The 23,420-nt window shown below is 60.3% G+C and carries 14 protein-coding genes and 1 pseudogene; 3 read left to right on the top strand and 12 right to left on the bottom strand.

Annotated features, from left to right (window positions below; all coding sequences use genetic code 11):
* Positions 1–30: 30 nt before the first annotated feature.
* The 10 genes and pseudogenes from hemE to pilM all read right to left on the bottom strand — a co-directional run bounded on the left by hemE (position 31) and on the right by pilM (position 14,459).
* Positions 31–1,098, bottom strand: a complete 1,068-nt coding sequence (hemE, locus tag BFL40_RS02415; RefSeq protein ID WP_071482671.1) for a uroporphyrinogen decarboxylase — start codon at positions 1,096–1,098, stop codon at positions 31–33.
* Between the two features lie 223 nt (positions 1,099–1,321).
* Complete coding sequence (locus tag BFL40_RS02420) at positions 1,322–2,740, bottom strand: FAD-dependent oxidoreductase (RefSeq protein WP_071482670.1); 1,419 nt, start codon at positions 2,738–2,740, stop codon at positions 1,322–1,324.
* A gap of 32 nt (positions 2,741–2,772) precedes the next feature.
* Positions 2,773–7,218 carry a glutamate synthase large subunit gene (gltB, locus tag BFL40_RS02425; protein ID WP_071482669.1) on the bottom strand — a complete coding sequence of 1,482 codons (4,446 nt, stop codon included), beginning with the start codon at positions 7,216–7,218 and terminating at the stop codon, positions 2,773–2,775.
* A 352-nt stretch (positions 7,219–7,570) separates the two neighbouring features.
* Positions 7,571–9,133 (bottom strand): SPOR domain-containing protein, encoded by a 1,563-nt coding sequence (locus BFL40_RS02435; RefSeq protein WP_071482668.1) that lies wholly within the window; start codon positions 9,131–9,133, stop codon positions 7,571–7,573.
* Positions 9,134–9,143: 10 nt separating this feature from the next.
* Positions 9,144–10,244: a 3-dehydroquinate synthase gene (aroB, locus tag BFL40_RS02440; RefSeq protein ID WP_071482667.1), complete on the bottom strand. Its 1,101-nt coding sequence runs from the start codon at positions 10,242–10,244 to the stop codon at positions 9,144–9,146.
* Positions 10,245–10,368: 124 nt separating this feature from the next.
* Entirely contained in the window at positions 10,369–10,887 is a 519-nt protein-coding gene (gene aroK, locus BFL40_RS02445; RefSeq protein WP_071482666.1) for a shikimate kinase AroK, read from the bottom strand.
* Between the two features lie 4 nt (positions 10,888–10,891).
* Positions 10,892–12,145: pseudogene (locus tag BFL40_RS02450) on the bottom strand (type IV pilus secretin PilQ); the annotation flags it as partial.
* A gap of 141 nt (positions 12,146–12,286) precedes the next feature.
* On the bottom strand, positions 12,287–13,258 hold the full coding sequence (locus tag BFL40_RS02455; RefSeq protein WP_071482664.1) for a pilus assembly protein PilP: 972 nt from the start codon (positions 13,256–13,258) through the stop codon (positions 12,287–12,289).
* Complete coding sequence (locus tag BFL40_RS02460; protein ID WP_071482663.1) at positions 13,255–13,806, bottom strand: PilN domain-containing protein; 552 nt, start codon at positions 13,804–13,806, stop codon at positions 13,255–13,257. Before BFL40_RS02460 ends, BFL40_RS02455 begins: the two co-directional genes overlap by 4 nt.
* Entirely contained in the window at positions 13,806–14,459 is a 654-nt protein-coding gene (pilM, locus tag BFL40_RS02465; protein WP_071482662.1) for a type IV pilus assembly protein PilM, read from the bottom strand. The genes BFL40_RS02460 and pilM overlap by 1 nt, the downstream gene beginning before the upstream one ends.
* Before the next feature lie 218 nt (positions 14,460–14,677).
* Here pilM and BFL40_RS02470 point away from each other — a divergent pair, with 218 nt between their 5' ends.
* On the top strand, positions 14,678–17,143 hold the full coding sequence (locus BFL40_RS02470) for a penicillin-binding protein 1A (RefSeq protein WP_071482661.1): 2,466 nt from the start codon (positions 14,678–14,680) through the stop codon (positions 17,141–17,143).
* A gap of 107 nt (positions 17,144–17,250) precedes the next feature.
* On the opposite strand, the gene BFL40_RS02475 is transcribed toward BFL40_RS02470, so the two are convergent.
* Both BFL40_RS02475 and rpmE read right to left on the bottom strand, forming a co-directional pair.
* Positions 17,251–18,519, bottom strand: a complete 1,269-nt coding sequence (locus BFL40_RS02475) for a malic enzyme-like NAD(P)-binding protein (protein WP_071482660.1) — start codon at positions 18,517–18,519, stop codon at positions 17,251–17,253.
* A gap of 288 nt (positions 18,520–18,807) precedes the next feature.
* Positions 18,808–19,041, bottom strand: coding sequence for a 50S ribosomal protein L31 (rpmE, locus tag BFL40_RS02480; RefSeq protein WP_071482659.1), 234 nt, complete (start codon positions 19,039–19,041; stop codon positions 18,808–18,810).
* Positions 19,042–19,267: 226 nt separating this feature from the next.
* Here rpmE and BFL40_RS02485 point away from each other — a divergent pair, with 226 nt between their 5' ends.
* Both BFL40_RS02485 and argS read left to right on the top strand, forming a co-directional pair.
* Entirely contained in the window at positions 19,268–21,487 is a 2,220-nt protein-coding gene (locus tag BFL40_RS02485) for a primosomal protein N' (protein ID WP_071482658.1), read from the top strand.
* 196 nt (positions 21,488–21,683) lie between these two features.
* Positions 21,684–23,420, top strand: a complete 1,737-nt coding sequence (argS, locus tag BFL40_RS02490; protein WP_071482657.1) for an arginine--tRNA ligase — start codon at positions 21,684–21,686, stop codon at positions 23,418–23,420.

The raw sequence follows: 23,420 nt of genomic DNA on the forward strand, positions 1-23,420 counted from the left end.
CATTTGGCCGGGCTTTTTATTGAGCAGCGATCACTCGTGATACTGCGCCGACAACTCATGCACTGCGCGCAGGAACGCACCGGCATGTTCCGGGTTCACTTCCGGCGTGATGCCATGGCCCAGGTTAAACACGTGCCCGGTGCCCTTGCCGTAGCTGGCCAGAATGCGGCCGACTTCGGTGCGGATTGCTTCGGGCTTGGCGTACAGCACGGTCGGGTCCATGTTGCCTTGCAGCGCTACGCGGTTGCCCACGCGTTGACGGGCTTCACCCAGATCGCAGGTCCAGTCCAGGCCCAGTGCATCGGCGCCAGCGTCGGCAATGCTTTCAAGCCACAGGCCGCCGCCCTTGGTGAACATGATAACCGGCACTTTGCGGCCTTCGTGTTCGCGGATCAGGCCACTGACGATTTTGCGCATGTAGGCCAGGGAGAACTCCTGGTATGCCGCCGCCGACAGGTTCCCGCCCCAGGTATCGAAAATCTGCACCGCTTGGGCGCCGGCCATGATCTGGCCGTTGAGGTAAGAGGTGACCGACTGCGCCAGCTTGTCCAGCAGCAGGTGCATGGCTTGCGGGTTGTCGTAGAGCATGGCCTTGGTCTTGCGGAAGTCTTTCGACGAGCCACCTTCGACCATGTAGGTGGCCAGGGTCCATGGGCTGCCGGAAAAGCCAATCAGCGGCACGCGGCCGTTCAGCTCGCGGCGAATGGTGCTCACGGCGTCCATCACATAGCCGAGGTCTTTGTGCGGATCGGGGATCGGCAGGGCTTCGATGTCGGCCAGGGTGCTAACGACTTTCTTGAAGCGCGGGCCTTCGCCGGTTTCAAAGTACAGGCCTTGGCCCATGGCGTCAGGGATGGTGAGGATGTCGGAGAAGAGGATGGCCGCGTCCAGTTGTGGGTAGCGGTCCAGCGGCTGCATCGTGACTTCGCAGGCGAACTCCGGGTTCATGCACAGGCTCATGAAGTCGCCGGCGTTGGCGCGACTGGCGCGGTATTCCGGCAGGTAGCGACCGGCTTGACGCATCATCCACACGGGCGTGACGTCTACAGGTTGCTTGAGCAGGGCACGAAGGAAACGGTCGTTCTTGAGGGCAGTCATGTCGGCATCCGCAAAAAAAGTGCGGGCATTTTCTCAGAGCGCGACGCAAAAGGCACGGTATGAGCCGTGCCTTTTGTCTATCGGGTCAATTTGTCGCGGTAATGCCGCTGCAAGATCGTTCCCACGCTCCGCGTGGTAACGCCTCCTGTGACGCTCCGCGTCACGCCAGTCGGGACGCAGAGCGTCCCTGGCTGCATGCCCACGCAGAGCGTGGGAACGATCATCAGACCTGCAGGTAATCCAGGATGCCTTCAGCGGCATTACGCCCTTCGAAGATCGCCGTCACCACCAAGTCAGAACCACGAACCATGTCGCCACCGGCGAAGATTTTCGGGTTGCTGGTCTGGTGCTTGTACTGGCCTTGTTCCGGGGCCACAACGCGGCCCTGGCTGTCGGTCTGGATCTCGAACTGCTCAAACCACGGCGCCGGGCTTGGGCGGAAACCGAAAGCAATCACTACGGCGTCAGCCGGGATGATCTCTTCGGAACCCGGGATCGGCTCAGGGCTGCGACGACCACGGGCATCCGGCTCGCCAAGACGGGTCTCGACCACCTTCACGCCTTCAACACGATCTTCACCGACGATAGCAATCGGCTGACGGTTGTAGAGGAATCGCACGCCTTCTTCCTTGGCGTTCTTCACCTCTTTGCGCGAGCCGGGCATGTTGGCTTCGTCACGACGATAGGCACAGGTCACCGACTTGGCGCCCTGGCGAATCGAGGTACGGTTGCAGTCCATCGCGGTGTCACCACCGCCCAGCACCACGACCTTCTTGCCTTTCATGTCGACGAAGTCTTCCGGCGACTTTTCAAAGCCCAGGTTGCGATTCACGTTGGCGATCAGGAAGTCCAAAGCGTCATAAACGCCCGGCAAATCCTCACCGGCAAAGCCGCCCTTCATGTAGGTGTAGGTACCCATGCCCATGAACACGGCATCGTATTCGGCGAGCAGTTGCTCCATGGTGATGTCTTTGCCGATTTCGGTATTGAGACGGAACTCGATACCCATGCCGGTGAACACTTCACGACGGTTGCTCAGGACGGTTTTTTCCAGCTTGAACTCGGGGATGCCGAAGGTCAGCAGGCCGCCGATTTCCGGGTTCTTGTCGAACACCACCGGGGTCACACCACCACGCACCAACACGTCGGCACAGCCCAGGCCCGCTGGGCCCGCGCCGATGATCGCAACACGCTTGCCGGTCGGCTTGACCTTGGACATGTCCGGGCGCCAGCCCATGGCGAACGCGGTGTCGGTGATGTACTTCTCCACCGAACCGATGGTCACCGCGCCGAAGCCGTCGTTGAGGGTGCAGGCACCCTCGCACAGACGGTCTTGCGGGCACACCCGGCCGCAGACTTCCGGCAGGGTGTTGGTCTGGTGCGACAGCTCGGCGGCGGCGAGGATGTTGCCCTCGGCTACAAGCTTCAGCCAGTTGGGAATGAAGTTGTGCACCGGGCACTTCCATTCGCAATACGGGTTACCGCAACCCAGGCAGCGGTGGGCCTGGTCGGCCGAGTGCTGGGGCTTGAAGGGTTCGTAGATTTCCACGAACTCTTTCTTGCGTTGACGCAACAGTTTCTTCTTCGGATCTTTGCGCCCGACATCGATGAACTGGAAGTCGTTATTCAGACGTTCAGCCATGTTAAAACCTCATCAAACTGTTCAGGCGCATATCACTGCGGGTTGGCACGGATGCTGGAAAGCAACGATTTCAGGTTGGCAGCCTTGGGCTTGACCAGCCAGAAACGACGCAGGTAATCATCAAGGTTTTCAGCGAGGTTACGACCCCATTCGCTGCCTGTTTCCTCGACGTACTCGTCCAGCACGTGTTGCAAGTGGTTCCGGTAGGATTCCATGGCTTCGCCGCTGATCCGCTGGATCTCGACCAACTCGTGGTTGACCTTGTCGACGAAGGTGTTGTCCTGGTCAAGCACATAGGCGAAACCGCCGGTCATGCCCGAACCGAAGTTGTAACCGGTCTTGCCCAATACTGCGACAAAGCCCCCGGTCATGTACTCGCAGCAGTGATCGCCAGTGCCTTCCACCACGGTGTGAGCACCGGAGTTACGCACGGCGAAACGCTCACCGGCAGTACCGGCGGCGAACAGCTTGCCACCCGTGGCGCCGTACAAGCAGGTGTTACCGATAATGGCACTGTCCTGGGTCTTGTAGACGCTGCCTTTAGGCGGAACGATCACCAGCTTGCCGCCGGTCATGCCCTTGCCCACGTAGTCGTTGGCGTCGCCTTCCAGGTACATGTGCAGGCCACCGGCGTTCCACACGCCGAAGCTCTGGCCCGCAGTGCCCTTGAAGCGGAAGGTGATCGGCGCTTTCGCCATCCCCTGGTTGCCATGCTTGCGAGCGATTTCGCCGGAGATGCGGGCGCCGATGGAACGGTCGCAGTTGCAGATATCCAGGACGAATTCGCCACCGCTGGCGTCGTTGATCGAGGAGCTGGCCATCTCGACCATCTTCTCGGCCAACAGGCCTTTGTCGAACGGTGGGTTGCGGTCAACCTGGCAGAATTGTGGCTTGTCTGCCGGGATGTGGTCGCTGCCCAACAGCGGCGTCAGGTCCAGATGCTGTTGCTTGGCGGTCTGGCCTTCGAGGATGTCCAGCAGATCGGTACGGCCGATCAGCTCTTCCAGCGAGCGCACGCCCAGCTTGGCCAACCACTCACGGGTTTCTTCGGCGACATAGGTGAAGAAATTCACCACCATGTCGACGGTGCCGATGTAGTGATCTTTACGCAGCTTTTCGTTCTGCGTCGCAACGCCGGTGGCGCAGTTGTTCAGGTGGCAGATGCGCAGGTATTTGCAGCCCAGGGCGATCATTGGCGCAGTACCAAAACCGAAGCTTTCGGCGCCAAGGATCGCAGCCTTGATCACGTCGAGGCCGGTTTTCAGGCCGCCGTCGGTCTGTACCCGAACCTTGCCGCGCAGGTCGTTGCCGCGCAGGGTCTGGTGAGTTTCAGCCAGGCCGAGTTCCCACGGTGCGCCGGCGTACTTGATGGAGGTCAGCGGCGATGCGCCGGTACCGCCGTCGTAGCCGGAGATGGTGATCAGGTCGGCATAGGCCTTGGCCACACCGGCGGCGATGGTGCCCACGCCAGCTTCTGCTACCAATTTCACCGAGACCAGGGCCTGCGGGTTGACTTGTTTCAAGTCGAAAATCAGCTGCGACAAATCTTCAATCGAGTAGATGTCGTGGTGCGGTGGTGGCGAAATCAGGGTCACGCCCGGTACTGCATAACGCAGTTTGGCGATCAAACCGTTGACCTTGCCGCCTGGCAGCTGGCCGCCTTCACCGGGCTTGGCGCCCTGGGCAACCTTGATCTGCAACACTTCGGCGTTGACCAGGTATTCCGGGGTCACACCGAAACGGCCAGTCGCCACCTGCTTGATTTTCGAGCTCTTGATGGTGCCGTAGCGCGCCGGGTCTTCACCGCCTTCACCGGAGTTGGAACGCGCACCCAGGCGGTTCATGGCTTCGGCCAGGGCTTCGTGAGCCTCAGGCGACAAGGCGCCCAGGGAAATACCGGCGGAGTCGAAGCGCTTGAGGATCGACTCCAGTGGTTCGATTTCGCTGATAGCCAGAGGCGTGTCCAGGGTTTTCACCTTGAACAGGTCACGGATCATCGACACCGGGCGGTTATCCACCAGCGCGGTGTATTCCTTGAACTTGGCGTAGTCGCCCTGCTGCACGGCGGCTTGCAGGGTGTTGACCACGTCCGGGTTGTACGCGTGGTATTCGCCACCGTGCACGAACTTCAGCAGGCCGCCTTGCTGGATCGGCTTGCGCGCGCTCCAGGCTTCGGCCGCCAGGGCTTTCTGTTCGGCCTCAATGTCGACGAAACGTGCGCCCTTGATGCGGCTTGGTACGCCACGGAAGCTCAGGTCGCAAACTTCTTCGGACAAGCCGATCGCTTCGAACAACTGAGCGCCGCGATAGGACGTGACGGTGGAGATGCCCATCTTCGACAGGATCTTCAACAGGCCCTTGGTGATGCCCTTACGGTAGTTCTTGAACACCTCATAGAGGTCGCCCAGCACTTCACCGGTACGGATCAGGTCACCCAGCACTTCGTACGCGAGGAACGGGTACACCGCCGAGGCGCCGAAACCGATCAGCACCGCAAAGTGATGCGGGTCGCGGGCGGTGGCGGTTTCCACGAGGATGTTGGAGTCGCAACGCAGACCTTTTTCGGTCAGGCGGTGGTGTACCGCGCCGGTGGCCAGGGATGCGTGGATCGGCAACTTGCCTGGGGCGATATGGCGGTCGGTCAGTACGATCTGGGTACGACCGGCGCGCACGGCTTCTTCGGCCTGGTCGGCGACGTTGCGCACAGCGGCTTCAAGGCCGAGGCTCTCGTCGTAGTTCAGGTCGATGATCTGGCGGTCGAAGCCTGGGCGATCCAGGGTCATCAACGAGCGCCACTTGGCCGGAGAAACCACAGGCGAACTGAGGATTACGCGGGACGCATGCTCAGGCGATTCCTGGAAGATGTTGCGCTCGGCACCGAGGCACACTTCCAGGGACATCACGATGGCTTCGCGCAGCGGGTCGATCGGTGGGTTGGTCACCTGAGCGAACTGCTGGCGGAAATAGTCGTACGGCGTACGCACGCGCTGGGACAGCACGGCCATCGGCGTGTCATCGCCCATGGAGCCGACGGCCTCGTAGCCTTGCTCGCCAAGCGGACGCAGCACTTGGTCGCGCTCTTCGAACGTGACCTGGTACATCTTCATGTACTGCTTGAGCTGGTCGACGTCATAGAAAGCCGAACCGTGGTCGTTGTCTTCCATGGTCGCCTGGATACGCAGGGCGTTCTTGCGCAGCCATTGCTTGTACGGGTGACGCGACTTCAAGCGGTTGTCGATGGCATCAGTGTCGAGGATCTGACCGGTTTCAGTGTCCACGGCCAGGATCTGGCCAGGGCCTACGCGACCTTTGGCAATAACGTCTTCGGGCTTGTAGTCCCACACGCCGATTTCCGACGCCAGGGTGATAAAACCGTTGGTAGTGGTAACCCAACGCGCCGGGCGCAGACCGTTACGGTCGAGCAGGCACACCGCGTAGCGACCGTCGGTCATTACCACGCCGGCCGGGCCGTCCCACGGTTCCATGTGCATCGAGTTGTACTCATAGAACGCCCGCAGGTCGGGGTCCATGGTCTCAACGTTCTGCCACGCTGGCGGAATGATCATGCGCACGCCACGGAACAGGTCGATGCCGCCGGTGACCATCAGTTCGAGCATGTTGTCCATGCTGGAAGAGTCGGAACCCACGCGGTTAACCAGCGGGCCGAGCTCTTCGAGGTCCATCAAATCGTTGGCGAACTTGGTGCGACGGGCCACAGCCCAGTTGCGGTTGCCGGTGATGGTGTTGATCTCGCCGTTGTGGGCGAGGAAGCGGAACGGCTGAGCCAGCGGCCATTTCGGCAGGGTGTTGGTGGAGAAGCGCTGGTGGAACACGCAGATTGCGGTTTGCAGACGCTCGTCTTTAAGGTCTGGATAGAAGGCGGTCAAATCCGCCGGCATCATCAGGCCTTTATAAATAATGGTCTTGTGGGAAAAGCTGCAGATGTAGTGGTCGGTGTCGGCGGCGTTGGCCACGGACGAACGACGACGCGACGTGAACAGCTTGATCGCCATGTCCTGATCGCTCAGGCCGTCGCCTGCGATGAACACTTGTTCGATCTGCGGCAGGCGCTCGAGGGCCAGGCGGCCAAGCACGCTGGTGTCGATCGGCACTTTGCGCCAGCCGACAAGTTGCAGGCCGGCGGCGAGGATTTCGCGGTTCATGTTTTCGCGAGCGGCTTGTGCTTTAACCGGGTCCTGGTTAAAGAACACCATGCCCACAGCGTATTGCTTGGGCAGGTCGACAGCAAAATGCTCTTTTGCGACAGCGCGCAGGAACTGGTCGGGCTTTTGAATCAGCAAGCCACAACCGTCACCGGTCTTGCCGTCGGCGTTGATCCCACCGCGGTGGGTCATGCAGGTCAGGGCCTCGATGGCCGTTTGCAAAAGGGTATGACTGGGCTCGCCCTGCATATGGGCTATCAGGCCGAAACCGCAGTTATCCTTGAATTCATCGGGTTGGTACAGACCTGCTTTCATAGACACTTTCTCACCAGGCTGCCTCTTATATCGAGGCAAATTTCTTTTCAATTCAACCGGTTACCTTCCACGCCGAACGTACGCCGGCTTAGCGGGGGCAAAAGGGAGGTCATTGTACACACCGACACGGACGCTCACAAATTTAGCGACGAAATGTCGCAAATCTATGTCGCATTTATGAAAGGTTTAAAGCGATATGCTGTGCTAGTCAAAACTTTTTTAGTTCGGACCGCTACGACTCAAAAGCCACTGTGACGCAGACACCACAAAGCGCGCGGCCTTGAGGGCAGCACGCACTTGCGGATTTTTTTGAGGTGCCGGGAGAGGCGGCCTGGGTAAGGCCGCCGAATCTTCAGCGAGTTGTTGCCAGTTCCTGTTGGACGCTGGCGACAGTGCGAGGCCAAGGTTTACCAGCCTGAACCTTCGCTGGCAAGGCCTTGATAGCGGAATCGGCTGCTGCACGGCTTGGGAAGCTACCGTAGGTGATCACGTAGAGAGGCTTGCCGTTGAGCACTTTCTTGAAATAACGGTACTCGCCGCCCTGCTCTTTTACGAAGGCCTGGGCATTGGCTTCGGAACTGGTGCCGAGGATCTGCACCACAAAATGGCCAGCAGGTTGGCTGGTGTACCAGCTGCTGCCGGTAGCGCCAGCCTTGGCAACGGTGGCGGCTGGTTTTTCAATCGGCTTGGCCGCTGGAGCAGGCTTGGCCACTGGTGCAGGTGCGACAGGCTTAGCGACCGGAGCCGGCTTCGCGGCGGCGACAGTCGGTGCAGGAGTCGGCTTGGCAGCTGGGGTCGCTGCCGGGCCAGCCGGAACGCCTGCAGGCGGTGCGGTAGTGGTCACGGTCGGAGGTGTAGCACTGGAGCCTGCCACCGGCACACCGTCGTCGCCTTCGGAGATACCACCGGCTTCTTCGGCGAGCGGGCCGCGCATCACCGGTTGGCCGACCATCGGCAGGTTGGTCGGTTGGCCGGAGTTGGCGAACTCGACGTTTGGCGTAGGCTTGCCCAGTGGCAACTGCGCCTGTTCGGTTGGCGCGCCAGCGGTGGCGGGGGCCTTGCTACGACCTGGGATCAACCAGGCGGCGGCGACAGCGACCACGACAACGGCAGAAATCGCCAATACGTGCTTCTTAGGCATAGTGAACCCCATCTTTGGACGCTTGACCGCAGAGCGGCTAGCAATCATGGCTTCGATCAAGGCATCCCGGGCGACCTGGTTGATGGTGCCAGGCCAGCCGTCGGAGCTTTCGTGAATATCAGAGATCTGCGAAGCGGAGAAAAGTTCGATACCGGCCCCTGCGCCCTCAAGGCGTTGAGCCAGGTATTCGCGGGTTTCTTCCTCTTCGTATGGCTGCAATTCGATGACGTGGAACAGTTCCTGTTCGCCGCTGATCTGCTCCAGATCGGCGATCAACGACGATTCACCAAACAGGAACACGTGCGGGCGACCTTCCGGCGTGCCCGCCGCCAGCGCCAACAGCGCTTCCAGGGCAGATTCGTCGAGCTGCTCGGCGTCGTCCACCAGCAAGTAGACTTCCTGACCGGTCAAGCCAAGCTGCACGACTTGCTTGAGGATCGCGTTCGGCTCAGCCGTGGACACACTCAGGGCTTGGGCCACTTGGCGCAACACACCTGCCGCATCACCCGCACCACGGGCCGACACCACCACGCTCTGCACCGATTGCTTGTTGGTGCTGGCGACCAGCGCCTGACGCAGCAAGGTCTTGCCACTGCCCAGCGGGCCTGTCACCACCAACAGCAGCTGGCTGTAGCGCGCCAGATGGTGCAATTGGCCAAGTACCGGCTTGCGCTGGGCAGGGAAAAATTTGAAGCCCGGCACCCGAGGAGCAAAGGGGTCGTGGCTTAACTGGTAATGGCCGAGGAAGGCCTCGTCGGCATGCAAACTAGTCATCGGGATCTTATTAACCTTTAAGCTGGGCCAGGGCGCGGTAATCCGCTCCCAGCGTGGCCTGTAAAATCTCTTTCGGATAATCGTCGGTCACCACCGCTTCGCCCATATGGCGCAGCAGCACCAGTCGCAGTCGACCGTCGATCACTTTCTTGTCTATTGCCATATGTTCGAGGAAATCCGCCTCGGTCATCTCTTCCGGAGGGATGACCGGCAAGCCGGCGCGCAGGAACAGGCGGATGCCGCGATCCCGCTCCTGGGCGCTGATCCAGCCCAGGCGCTGCGACATTTCCAATGCCATCACAGTGCCAGCCGCTACGGCTTCCCCATGCAACCACACACCATAGCCCATGTGCGTTTCGATCGCATGGCCGAAGGTATGGCCCAAGTTCAAGGTGGCCCGTACGCCGGACTCCCGTTCGTCGGCATTCACCACCAGCGCCTTGGCGGCGCAAGAGCGGGAAATCGCTTCGGTCAGCGCCACCTGGTCCAGGGCGCGCAGAGCATCTACATGCTCTTCGAGCCAGGTCAGGAAGGGCTCGTCGCAGATCAGTCCGTATTTGATGACTTCCGCCAAGCCCGCCGACAGCTCGCGCGGCGGCAAGGTGTTGAGGGTCGCGGTGTCAATCAGCACGGCGTTGGGCTGGTAGAACGCGCCAACCATATTCTTGCCCAGCGGGTGGTTGATACCGGTCTTGCCGCCCACCGACGAATCGACCTGGGACAACAAGGTGGTCGGCACCTGGATAAAGTCCACACCACGCTGGTAGCAGGCTGCCGCAAAACCGGCCATATCGCCGATCACACCGCCGCCCAGAGCGATCACGGTGGTTCGACGATCATGACGAGCGGTCAGCAGGCCATCAAAGATCAGTTGCAGGGTTTCCCAGTTCTTGTGGGCTTCGCCGTCAGGCAAGATCACCGAGATCACCGAATAGGCAGCAAGGCTGCGGCTCAGACGCTCAAGATACAGCGGCGCGACCGTTTCGTTGGAGATGATCGCCACTTGCCGCCCGGCAATATGCGGTGCAAGCAACTCGGGTTGGTCCAACAAACCTTCGCCAATATGGATTGGGTAGCTGCGCTCGCCTAGATCAACCTTAAGTGTCTGCATGTGTCCCCGCGTGAAGATATATTTACGATCGGCAACGCTCGGATCTGACGTTGCCTGATGGCTCTACGCCACACCTCAAAGGGTGATGACGCGCCGCCGAGAATAGCGCATTTCTGGCCTGGCTTTAACGGGGTGGCAATTGCTGCAAGCGCTCGAGAATGTCGAGAACGACCATCCGTGGCGGCCGCTCATCGGTTTCCACCACCAGATCGGCGATTTCCCGATAGAGCGGATCGCGCAGCGCCAGCAAGTCCCGCAAGGTTTTTGCAGGGTCCGCTGTACGCAGTAACGGGCGATTACGATCACGGGCGGTGCGACCCACCTGCTGCTCAACCGAGGCATGCAGATAGACCACGCGACCACCGGCGTGCAGCGCCCGGCGGTTTTCATCGCGCATGACTGCGCCACCGCCGGTGGCCAATACCACGCCATCGCAGCCGCACAGCTCGGCAATCATCGCCTGCTCGCGGTCGCGAAAGCCCAGTTCACCTTCTTTATCGAAGATCCACGGGATATTGGCGCCCGTGCGCAATTCAATTTCCTTATCGGAGTCTTTGAATGGCAGGCGCAGCTCTTTGGCCAGCAAACGGCCGATGGTGCTTTTTCCAGCCCCCATCGGTCCTACAAGAATCAAATTTCGCACAGAATCAACGACTCACAGCAATCGCCTGGTTATTCATAATACGCGGAGTCAGGAATACCAGCAGCTCGGATTTTTTCTCCGCCAGCACATCGCGCCGGAAAAGGCGGCCAAGATACGGCACATCGCCCAAAAATGGCACTTTATCTACCACTTTGCTTTGGGTATTGGAGAAAACCCCGCCAATGACGATGGTCTCGCCATCCTTGACCAACACCTTGGCGTTGACTTCGTTTTTCTTGATCGGCGGTACGTCGTTGAGCTTGTTCAGATAATCGGGCTCATCCTTGGTGACCTTGACCTCCATGATCACCCAATTGTCGGGGGTGATTTGCGGGGTCACCTCCAGCGAGAGCGAGGCCTCTTTGAAAGACACGGAGGTGGCACCGCTGGAACTGGACTCCTGATAGGGAATTTCGGTGCCCTTGAGGATGCGCGCAGTTTCTTTGTCGGAGGTAACTACCTTGGGCTGCGAGACAATTTCACCGTTGCCGGTTTTCTCCATGGCGGTCAGTTCGAGGTCCAGCAACAGGTTGTCTGTGATAAAGGCGATGCCCACACCAGAAGTACCGGTGAGTGAACCCAAGTCGACAAACGGTGAGCTGGGCGAATTTTCCGGTGGCTGCGCACCTTCGGCCAAGGGCTTGCCGATACCACCCGCGCCCCAGTTTCCGGGATTGAGTCGCCCACCCCAGCGCACGCCCAGGCTTTTGTCGTAATCGACATTGGCTTCGACGATCCGCGCTTCGATCATCACTTGGCGCACTGGAATATCCAGTTGCGCCACGATCCGCCGCAACTCTTCCAATCGTTCGCTGGTCTGGTAGGCGATGATGTTATTGGTGCGGTCATCCACTGCCACCGAGCCGCGCTCATCGGTGACGCCTTCAAAGCCCGTCACAGATTGGAACAACTTGGCCAAGTCCGCCGCCTTGGCGTAATTGACCTGCAACAACTCCCGACGCAGTGGCGCCAACTCGGCCATCTGCTTGCGCGACTCCAGTGTCAGCCGTTCGCGAGCCGCCAACTCGTCGGCGGGCGCTACCAGCAAGACACCGGCTTTTACCCGTTTATCCAACCCCTTGGTCTGCAATACCAGGTCCAGCGCCTGATCCCAAGGTACATCCCTGAGTCGCAGGGTGATTGAACCCTGCACCTCGTCGCTGGCGACCAAGTTAAGGCCCGCCACATCGGCGATCTGCTGCAGCACCGCGCGCAGTTCGATATTCTGGAAGTTGAGGCTCAGCTTGTCGCCGGTATAAACGCCCGAAACTGCCTTGCCTGGCGGCGGCAGTTGGATCAGGTCCACACGATTGGGCACAGCAAAAGCCATCGGTGCCGTGAACGCTATCCATAGCGCCACACCGAAGGACGAGAAAGTCCTTTTCATTGTTTGATTCCGTTATGAGTTGACGTTCAACACGAGGGTTCGCGAGCGCACCAGCCATGCGCCTTGTTCATCGGGGAACAACTCGGCCAGCTCGATGTGGCCGTCATGAATAGCCGTTACTCGGCCGTGGTTCGGCCCCACATAGTCGCCGACCGCAAGCCGATGCACCGTTGAGGCTACGCGTAATAATGCGAAGGACTGCACGCCTCGGGACAACGTGCCGACCATTTCGAACTGATCGACCGCCAGACCTTCCAGCAAACCCCTTGGCCGAGTTAGATCTGGCGCAAGAGCTGGCTGGCCGCCAAGGTGCTCAGCCTGCAATGCGGGCAGCTGAAACGGGTCACGCAGGGAGGATGGGTCGTAGACAAAGCCCGACCCTTGTTTGGCGGCGTAGCCAGATTTATCGCCTAGCGAAGCACTTCGATAAATCTTGGCCAGCAATTCAAGCCGCAGTAGCGCCCCATCACGCCGAAGCGCGACATCATGCACAGTGACGATTCGCGCCAAGCCACCCAAAGCATTCACGAACGTCACCAGATCGTGAAAAGCCCCAGAAGCGCCAATCTGCATGGGTTGCTCGACATAGTACGGCCGAATCTGCTCATCCAACACCGCGATGCTCTCAACCATCAAGCCATTGGCAACGGCCAGCCGAGCAATATCTTCCAGCAAGCCCGGCACCTCGGACTCGCTCGGCAACTGCCGCAATAGCTCGGCAACCCCTGCCTGATTCAGCTGGAGCTGACGGGTGCGCTCTTCAAGGCTGGCGGACAAACCAGTTTTTTCCACGAGTTGTTGTTGCAGGGCCATTTCCTGCGCCCCTAACGCGCGCTGGCGCTCACGTGATGGGGCCAGCAGCAAACTATCGCCCACCACCAGTACCAAGCCTGCCAGCGCGCAGCCCAACAGTGCCTTGCCTGGCAAGGGCCATTTGGCAGCGTTGTGAGTCAGCGTGGAAAAATCGAGCCTGGGCAGGCTCATGGTTGGGCCTCGGTGGATTCCCCTTGGCGCACCATCAGTTGAAACCCGTTGCTACCCTGTTCATCGTCCGCCCGCACATGCTGCAACCGAGTGGCGTGGGCACCTTGCGAGGCCTCCAGACGACGCATCAGCTCGGCGATATCCTGGCTGGTTTCAGCACTGCCACTGACACTCACCGTATCACCCTTCGCTACAACCTCATGCAAATGCACCCCATCGGGAACTGCACGGGCCAATTGATCCAACAACTGGGCGCCAGCCGAGCGGGCTTCGTGGAGGTCCTGCACGACTTTCATGCGTTCCGCCAATTGCTGGCTTTGTTCTTGAAGGTCGTCGATGGTCTTGATGCGCGAATCCAGGACGCTGACTTCCTTGCCCAAGTGATTATTGCGCGTCACTTGCCGGTCGATAGCCTGGCCAATCACTTGATCCGCCAGCCACACCGCCGCGAGCGCCGCACAGGCTAACGCCAGCAGAAATATCAGGAAGTACTTGCGCCGCCGCTCCGCCAGCGCCTGGCGCCAAGGCAAAAGGTTGATTCGTGTCATCAAGCGAAACTCCTCAGGGCCAACCCGCAAGCAATTCCCATCCCTGGTGCATCCATGGCCCATTGCGTGCCATCGACTCGATGACCCGGCATGAAGCTGGCAAAATCCTGACTGCAAGCGCGCTCCAATGCAAACCCTTCGACGTCCACCACCCGTGGCACAAGCCCAGCCAGGGCCAAAACCGCTTCGCGAGCCTCTACGTGCTCCTTGAGACACGCCGCCAGCAACACCTCGACCCGAGCCGGGTCCTGGGCCGAAAGGCCGCGAACCTGAAAGTCGATAGCTACGTCATCCAATGGGTAAGGAACATACTGATCGGCTTCCATCTGGATCTTCCAGGCCATCTCTTCATCACTGAGCCCTGCCTCCATTTCGATCACCCGTGTGATGACCGACGGGCCCGCTACAGCCACCGCCGCCTGCCGCGCCGACGTACGCAACCGAGATAACGCCTGCTGCAGCGCGCGCCCTATGCCCTCGAGGTCCAGCAATGCGCCATCGACTACCGCCAGGGTTGGCAGCACCTGCGTGGCATAGCCTTCAACGGTGTACCCGCGGGCTGAGCGACTCAGCTCTATCAGCTTGATGCCTGTGCCATTGATGTCGACGCCCAGAAGGGTGTCGACTTTTCGCCTGAAAATTCCCTTTCTCATAAAACTCCCCAAAACTTTCCTTGTCATACCGGCTGATTGCCGCAGGGCGTCGTGCATTCGGTCGACTTGTTTGAGTGGCACGAATGACGCCCCAAGCCGAAAAATGCTTTAATGCCCAGCGTTTTTTCCCGCTTTTTATCTGCAGCTCGGGTCGATCCATCGTTTGCCATGCATGCCCCGACGCCTAACTCATTCTTTTCTCTGGAAATCCAAAAGCCTTGATTCGTCTGCTGAAGTTTTTCGGGTACTCCATTGTCGCGATCGTCTGCGGGCTACTGCTCGTACTCAGCGGTGCTTACCTCTACCTTAGTCCGGGTTTGCCTTCCGTAGAGGCACTCAGAAGTATCCAGTTGCAGATTCCTTTGCGGGTTTACAGCAGCGATGAAAAACTGATCGCGGAGTTCGGCGAAATGCGCCGCACCCCGATCCGTTTCGCCGACATTCCACCCAACTTCATCAGTGCTCTGCTGTCGGCTGAAGACGACAATTTCGCCAATCACTACGGCGTCGACCCTAGCAGCCTGGTGCGCGCAGCCACCCAGTTGGTAAAAAGCGGACACATTCAATCCGGCGGCAGCACCATCACCATGCAGGTGGCGAAGAACTTCTTCCTCACCAGCGAGCGTAGTTTTTCGCGTAAAGCCACCGAGATCCTGCTGGCACTGCAAATCGAACGTCAGTTGACCAAGGACGAGATCCTCGAGCTGTACGTTAACAAGATCTATCTGGGCAACCGCGCCTACGGGATCGAGGCCGCTTCCCAGGTGTACTACGGCAAGTCCATTCGTGATGCCAGCCTGGCGCAGATGGCGATGATTGCCGGCCTGCCCAAGGCCCCTTCGCGCTTCAACCCGTTGGCTAACCCGGCGCGCAGCAAAGAGCGTCGTGACTGGATCCTGGGCCGTATGTACAAGCTGGGCAAGATCGACCAGGCCGCTTACGACAGCGCCGTGGCCGAACCGCTGAACGCCAGTTACCACGTGCCGACGCCGGAAGTGAACGCACCGTACATCGCCGAAATGGCGCGTGCCGAGATGGTCGGCCGTTATGGCAGCGAGGCCTACACCGAAGGCTTCCGCGTGACCACCACCGTTCCGAGCAGCCTGCAGGACATCGCCAACAATTCGGTGCATTCCGGCCTGATCGCCTATGACCAGCGCCACGGCTACCGCGGCCCAGAATCGCGCCTGCCGGGCAAGACTCTGAGCGCCTGGACCACCGAGCTGGGCAAACAGCGTGCGATCAGCGGACTGGAACCCGCCATCGTCACCCAAGTGACGAAAGATGGCGTGCAAGTGCTGACCCGCTCCGGCGAAGCCCATGTGGCGTGGGACAGCATGAAGTGGGCGCGCCCCTTCCTGAACACCAACAGCATGGGCCCGATGCCCAAGCAGCCGTCGGACGTGGCCCAAGTGGGCGATTTGATCCGCGTGCAACGCCAGAAAGACGACAGCCTGAAATTCAGCCAAGTGCCGTTAGCCCAGGGCGCCCTCGTTTCCCTGGACCCGCAGAACGGTGCGATCCGTGCCTTGGTCGGCGGCTTTGCCTTCGAGCAAAGCAACTACAACCGCGCCACCCAGGCCAAGCGTCAGCCGGGTTCGAGCTTCAAGCCATTTATTTATAGTGCCGCGCTGGATAACGGCTACACCGCCGCCAGCCTGGTCAACGATGCACCGATCGTGTTTGTCGACGAGTACCTGGACAAGGTCTGGCGCCCGAAGAACGACACCAATACCTTCCTCGGCCCGATCCGCGTGCGCGAAGCGCTGTACAAGTCGCGTAACCTGGTGTCGATCCGCTTGCTGCAAGCGATGGGCGTAGGCAAGACCATCGACTACATCACGCGCTTTGGCTTCAACAAATCGGACCTGCCACCGAACCTGTCGCTGGCCCTCGGCACCGCGACCCTCACGCCGATGGAAATCGCCACCGGCTGGAGCACCTTTGCCAACGGCGGCTACAAAATCACGCCTTACTTGATCGACAAGGTCGAAAGTCGCAATGGCGACACCCTGTTCACCGCCAACCCGCCACGCGTGCCGGGTGACGTGGTCAACGGTGTGGCAGCCACGGATGGCCTTGCGGCACCGAGCCACGGCGGCATCACCATCGAGCCGACCCCAGGTGCAGCGCCAGCCACAAATGCCGCGGCTCCAACTGAGCCACAAGCGCCAGCGGTCGCTGAGCGTGTAGTGGATGGCCGTACCACCTATATCCTCAACAGCATCCTGGAAGACGTGATCAAGAAAGGTACCGGCCGTCGTGCACTGGCCCTGGGCCGTGCCGATATCGCGGGCAAAACCGGTACCACCAACGACTCCAAGGATGCCTGGTTCTCCGGCTACAACGGCGACTACGTGACCACCGTATGGACCGGCTACGACCAGCCGGAAAGTCTTGGCCGCCGCGAGTTCGGTGGCACCGTCGCGCTGCCGATCTGGATGAGCTACATGGGCGCAGCCTTGAAGGACAAGCCGTTGAACACCCAACCGGAACCGGAAGGCATTCTCAGCCTGCGGATCGATCCGGTGAGTGGCCGTGCAGCATCGCCAAGCACACCAAACGCATACTTCGAGCTGTTCAAGAGCGAAGACACACCGCCGTCGGTCAACGAGCTGGGCAATGGCGTTGTTCCGGGCAGCCCGCTGCCGGCGGATGAGGCGGCGCCAATCGATTTGTTCTGATGGAGTCTGTGGCCTAGCCCCCACAGGTTTCACCTTTAAATCCGGACAGCCACAAAAAAGCCCCGGCTCGTGAGAGCCGGGGCTTTTTGTTGGTGCGCTACAACGGCTTAGCCGTTGAACACATCATCCACGCTTTTCAGCGGGTAGTGCTTCGGATACGGCAGGGTAGCCACACCGGTCTCGATGGCGGCTTTGGCCACGGCATCGGAGATCAGGGTGATCAGACGCTTATCCATTGGTTTCGGGATGATGTACTCACGACCGAACTCCAGCTTGGCGCCGCCGTAGGCATCGCACACGTCCTGAGGTACCGGCAGCTTGGCCAGTTCACGCAGGGCGTTGGCGGCAGCCACTTTCATCTCTTCGTTGATGCGCTTGGCGCGAACGTCCAGGGCACCACGGAAGATGAACGGGAAGCCCAGTACGTTGTTGACCTGGTTCGGGTAGTCCGAACGACCGGTGGCCATGATCACATCGCTACGGGTAGCGTGAGCCAGTTCCGGAGAGATTTCCGGATCAGGGTTGGAGCAGGCGAACACGATCGGGTTAGCCGCCATGGTTTTCAGGCCTTCAGCGCTCAGCAGGTTCGGGCCGGACAGGCCAACGAACACGTCTGCACCGTTCAAGGCGTCAGCCAGGGTGCGCTTCTCGGTCGCGTGGGCAAACATCGCCTTGTACTGGTTCAGGTCGGTACGCTCGGACTGAACGACGCCCTTGCTGTCGACCATGAAGATGTTTTCCAGCTTGGCGCCCATGCTCACCAGCAATTTCATGCAGGAGATGGCCGCAGCGCCGGCGCCCAGGCAAACGATCTTCGCGTCAGCCAGGGTTTTGCCGGCGATTTCCAGGGCGTTGATCATGCCTGCCGCAGTAACGATCGCGGTGCCGTGCTGGTCATCGTGGAATACCGGAATGTCGCACTGCTCGATCAGGGCCTTTTCGATCTCGAAGCACTCAGGTGCCTTGATGTCTTCCAGGTTGATGCCACCGAAGGTGATGGAGATGCGCTTTACGGTGTCGATGAAAGCTTGCGGGCTCTCGGAGTCGACTTCGATGTCGAAAACGTCAATGCCGGCGAAGCGCTTGAACAGCACGCCTTTACCTTCCATGACTGGCTTGGAAGCCAATGGGCCGAGGTTACCCAGGCCGAGAATCGCGGTGCCATCGGAAATCACTGCAACCAGGTTGCCTTTGCCGGTGTACTTGTACGCCAGTTCAGGGTCGCGGGCGATTTCACGTACGGGCTCGGCAACGCCAGGGCTGTAGGCCAGCGACAAGTCGCGAGCGGTGGCAGTGGCTTTGGTGAGCTCTACACTCAGCTTTCCTGGACGAGGATGGGCATGATATTCGAGAGCGGCAGTTTTCAAATCAGACATATCGGCATTCCGCTTTTACTGTTGGTCGACGGACCGCCGAGGATACGCGTGTCGCAAAGTCCCTACAAGACTGGGCAGTCACAGGTGTCAAGGGCCCTGCACTAAGACTTTTGGCCAAGAGCCACGGGATACAAGGGCTCAACTGTTCACAATTGAATTAAAAAATGTCTACAATTTTTTCTTGAAAGTCTACTTATCCAGTCCACAGCCAAATTCCAGGTACAAAAAAGGCGTCCACTAGGGACGCCTTCTTGAACAGCAAGCAAAAGCCCAAAAGGCTTTTGAGCCTTACTCTGCTGGAGTAGCAGCAGGCTTCTTGCCGAAAGTACCGAAACGATCAGCAAAGCGCTGTACACGGCCGCCGGTGTCCAGAGTTTTCTGCTTACCGGTGTAGAACGGGTGGCACTCGTTGCATACGTCAGTACCCAGTGGCTTGCACAGGTTCGAACGGGTCTGGAACTTGTTGCCGCAGCTGCAAGTTACGTCGATGACTTCGTACGCTGGATGGATATCGGCTTTCATGGTGACTTCCTCGGGCTAGCGTGCCGCCACTCGACACTATTGTCGAATACCGCACGTAATTAGGCCGCGGATTCTACCAGACCTTTTTAAACACGCAAGCAGCCCTTGCGGCCGATTCCCCACGTAAAAGCCCCTTTCATCAGAAAACCACGGCATACCCAAGCCTTCCCCTGTCTGCTAGGCTCCCGCCCCTGCACCACCGCCTGCCTTATATGAGACCCTCCGCGTGCCCGACGCCATTTTGCGCCTAGCCCTGCCCTCGCCCCTGCGCCGCCTGTTCGACTACCGTGCCCCGGCCGGCGTGTTGCGGGCACAGTTGCAGCCGGGCATGCGTGTGCGTGTGCCGTTTGGGCGCAGGGAAATGATCGGCATCCTGGTGGAAGTCGCCGACCACAGCGAAGTCCCGGCTGAAAAACTCAAACCAGCCCTGGCGATCCTCGACGCCACGCCGCCACTGCCGCCGGCGCTGTTCAAGTTATGCCTGTGGACCGCCCAGTATTACCAACACAGCCTGGGCGATACCTTGAGCTGGGCGCTCCCGGTGCTGCTGCGCCAGGGCGAACTGGCCGAATCGCGCCAGGAACGCTTCTGGTCGACGGTGCCCGGCGCACGCCTCGACGACCCGCGCATCGCCCGCGCCCCACGCCAACGTGAAGCCCTGGCGACCCTGGCCCAGCACCCCCACGGCGTGGCGCATCAGCTATTAAGTAAGCTGATGCTGAGCAAAGACAGCCTCGACCTGTTGCTCGCCAAGGGCCTGGTACAGGTAGAAATCCGCAAGCACGCACCCGATGCTCGCCATGAACATTGGCTGGCCCAACCGGAATTGCCGCTGAACACCGAGCAACGCGCTGCGTATGAAGCGATCCGCGCAGGCTTCGACAGTTTCCACGCCTTTCTACTGGCCGGCGTAACAGGCAGCGGCAAGACCGAAGTCTATTTGCAGTTGATCCGCGAAACCCTGCAGGCCGGCAAACAAGCGCTGGTGCTGATCCCGGAGATCAACCTGGGCCCGCAAACCCTGGCGCGCTTCGAGCAACGCTTCAATGCCCGCATCGCCTTGGTGCATTCGGCGGTCAACGACCGCGAGCGCCTGGAATCCTGGCTGGCGGCGCGGGACGGCGACGCCGACATTATTATCGGCACCCGTTCGGCACTGTTCACCCCGATGAAAAACCCCGGGCTGATCATCATCGACGAGGAGCACGACGGCTCCTATAAACAGCAGGAAGGCCTGCGCTACCACGCCCGCGACTTGGCGCTGGTGCGGGCGCGCCAGGAAGACATCCCGATTGTGCTGGGCTCGGCGACCCCATCCCTGGAAAGCCTGCACAACGCCTACACCGGCCGTTACGGCCTCCTACGCCTCAACGAACGCGCAGGCGGGGCCAAGCAGCCACGTTTCCTGCGCCTGGACGTAAAAAGCCGTCCACTGGACAGCGGTATTTCCGGGCCTATGCAGCAAGCCATTGGCCAGACCCTTGCCGCCGGCCAGCAAGTCTTGGTGTTCCTCAACCGCCGCGGCTTTGCGCCGACACTGCTGTGCCACGACTGCGGCTGGATGTCCGAGTGCGAGCGCTGCGATGCGCGCATGACCGTGCACCAGCGCCACGGCGAGCTGCGCTGCCATCACTGCGGTCATGTGGAGCGGTTGCCGCGCCACTGCCCGCAGTGCGGCAAGGTGGATTTGCGCCCGGTTGGCGCGGGTACCGAACGCGCCGAAGAGCGCCTGGGCATTCTATTCCCGGATTACCCGGTGCTGCGGGTCGACCGCGACAGCACCTCGCGCAAAGACGCGATGACCCAACTGTTCGCCACCATCCAGAAAGGCCAGCCGTGCATTCTGATCGGCACACAGATGCTTGCCAAAGGTCATCACTTTCCACGGGTGACCCTGGTGTCAATTCTGGATGCCGACGGCGGCCTGTTCTCCGGCGACTTCCGCGCCAGCGAACGCATGGCGCAGTTGATCGTGCAGGTCGCAGGCCGCGCCGGGCGGGCCGAAGAACCGGGCAGAGTGATTATCCAGACGCACCTGGCCGATCATCCGCTGCTGATTCAGCTGACCGAACAAGGCTACTTTGCTTTCGCCGAACAGGCATTGAGCGAACGCCGCTCCGCCGGCCTGCCGCCCTTCTCTCATTTGGCGCTACTGCGCGCAGAAGCGCATAAGCCGGGGCAAGCCGAAAGTTTTCTCGATGAAGCGTGCAGCGCCGCCGAACGTTTGCTCGGCGAACTGAGTCTGACCGGCATCGAATTGCTCGGCCCGGTGCCCGCCCCCATGGAACGCCGCGCCGGACGTTATCGCGCTCAGCTACTCTTGCAGGCAACGTCGCGTGCACCGCTGCATCGGCTATTAAGTAGCTGGTTGCTTGCCTTGGAGCAAATGCCCAGCGGTCGGCAAGTGCGATGGTCGTTGGATGTGGACCCGGTAGATTTGTATTGATAACGATCTCAGGCAAACCAGCGCCCACATGTAGAAGTATTCACACGTTAAAATGTGGCAGCGGGCTTGCCCGCGATGAGGCCCGCAGGTCCGCCATCTGGCCTGAACGGTTGGCAAGCCCGCCCTCGCCACGGATAATGCCCAGTTTTTCCACCTGCGCATCGCGCGCCGCCGCTTGCGGTCGAAAGAGAACACCATGAAAGACACCATTCGCCAGCTGATCCAACAAGCCCTCACCCAACTCGTCAACGAAGGTGTGTTGCCTGAAGGCCTGACGCCGGCGATCCAGGTGGAGAACACCCGCGACAAGACCCACGGCGACTTCGCCAGCAACATCGCGATGATGCTGGCCAAGCCTGCGGGCCTGAAACCGCGCGACTTGGCGGAGAAAATCATCGCCGCCCTGCCTGCCGACCCACAGGTCAGCAAAGCTGAAATCGCTGGCCCTGGCTTTATCAATTTCTTCCAGAACACCCAGGCCCTGGCTTCGCGCCTGGACGCGTCACTGGCCGACGCCAAGATCGGCGTGCGCAAGGCTGGCGCGCTGCAACGCGTGGCTGTCGACCTCTCTGCGCCGAACCTGGCCAAAGAGATGCACGTGGGCCACCTGCGCTCGACCATCATTGGCGACGGCGTGGCACGCGTGCTGGAGTTTCTCGGCGACACCGTAATCCGTCAGAACCATGTGGGCGACTGGGGCACCCAGTTCGGCATGCTGATGGCTTACCTGCAGGAAAACCCGATCACCAGCAATGAACTGTCGGACCTGGAAAACTTCTACCGCGCGGCCAAGAAGCGCTTCGACGAATCCGAAGAGTTCGCCGACCGTGCCCGCGGCTTGGTGGTCAAGCTGCAAGCCGGTGACAAGGAATGCCTGGAACTGTGGGGCCGCTTCCGTGAGATTTCCCTGTCCCACTGCCAGGAAATCTACGAGCTGCTCAACGTTAAATTGACCATGGCTGACGTAATGGGCGAAAGCGCCTACAACGACGACCTGATCAACGTGGTCAACGACCTCAAGGCCAAGGGCCTGTTGGTTGAAAGCAACGGCGCGCAATGCGTGTTCCTCGAAGAGTTCAAGACCGCCGATGGCGAGCCGCTGCCGGTGATCATCGTCAAGGCCGATGGCGGCTACCTCTACGCCACCACCGACCTGGCGGCCGTGCGCTACCGCAGCGGTGTGCTCAAGGCTGATCGTGCGCTGTATTTTGTCGACCAGCGCCAGGCCCTGCACTTCCAACAGGTGTTCGAAGTGGCGCGCCGCGCCGGTTTCGTGACCCACCCGATGCACATGGAACACATGGGCTTCGGCACCATGAACGGCGCCGACGGCCGCCCGTTCAAGACCCGCGACGGCGGCACCGTGAAGCTGATCGACCTGCTGAACGAAGCCCAGGAGCGTGCCTACAACCTGGTGAAGGAAAAGAATCCGGAGCTGGCCGAAGCCGACCTGCGCAACATCGCTCGCGTGGTGGGGATTGGCGCGGTGAAATACGCCGACCTGTCCAAGCACCGCACCAGTGACTACAGCTTTAACTTCGAACTGATGCTCAACTTCGAAGGCAACACCGCGCCGTACCTGCTGTACGCCTACACCCGCGTGGCGGGTGTGTTCCGCAAGCTGGGCAAAGACTTCAGCGAAGTCGAAGGCCAGATCGTCCTGGATGCACCGCACGAACAGGAACTGGCGGCGAAACTGGCGCAGTTCGGCGAAGTGTTGAACAGCGTCGGCGAGAAAGGCACGCCGCATATCCTGTGCACCTACCTGTACGAGGTCGCCGGCCTGTTCTCCAGCTTCTACGAGAACTGCCCGATCCTCACCGCCGACGACGAAGCCCAGAAGCAAAGTCGCCTGCGCCTCGCCGCACTGGCTGGACGGACCCTCAAGCAAGGCCTGGAATTGTTAGGCCTGGAAACCCTGGAGCGTATGTAA

This window comes from Pseudomonas costantinii, from assembly GCF_001870435.1.
GTDB classification, from domain to species: Bacteria; Pseudomonadota; Gammaproteobacteria; order Pseudomonadales; family Pseudomonadaceae; genus Aquipseudomonas; species Aquipseudomonas costantinii.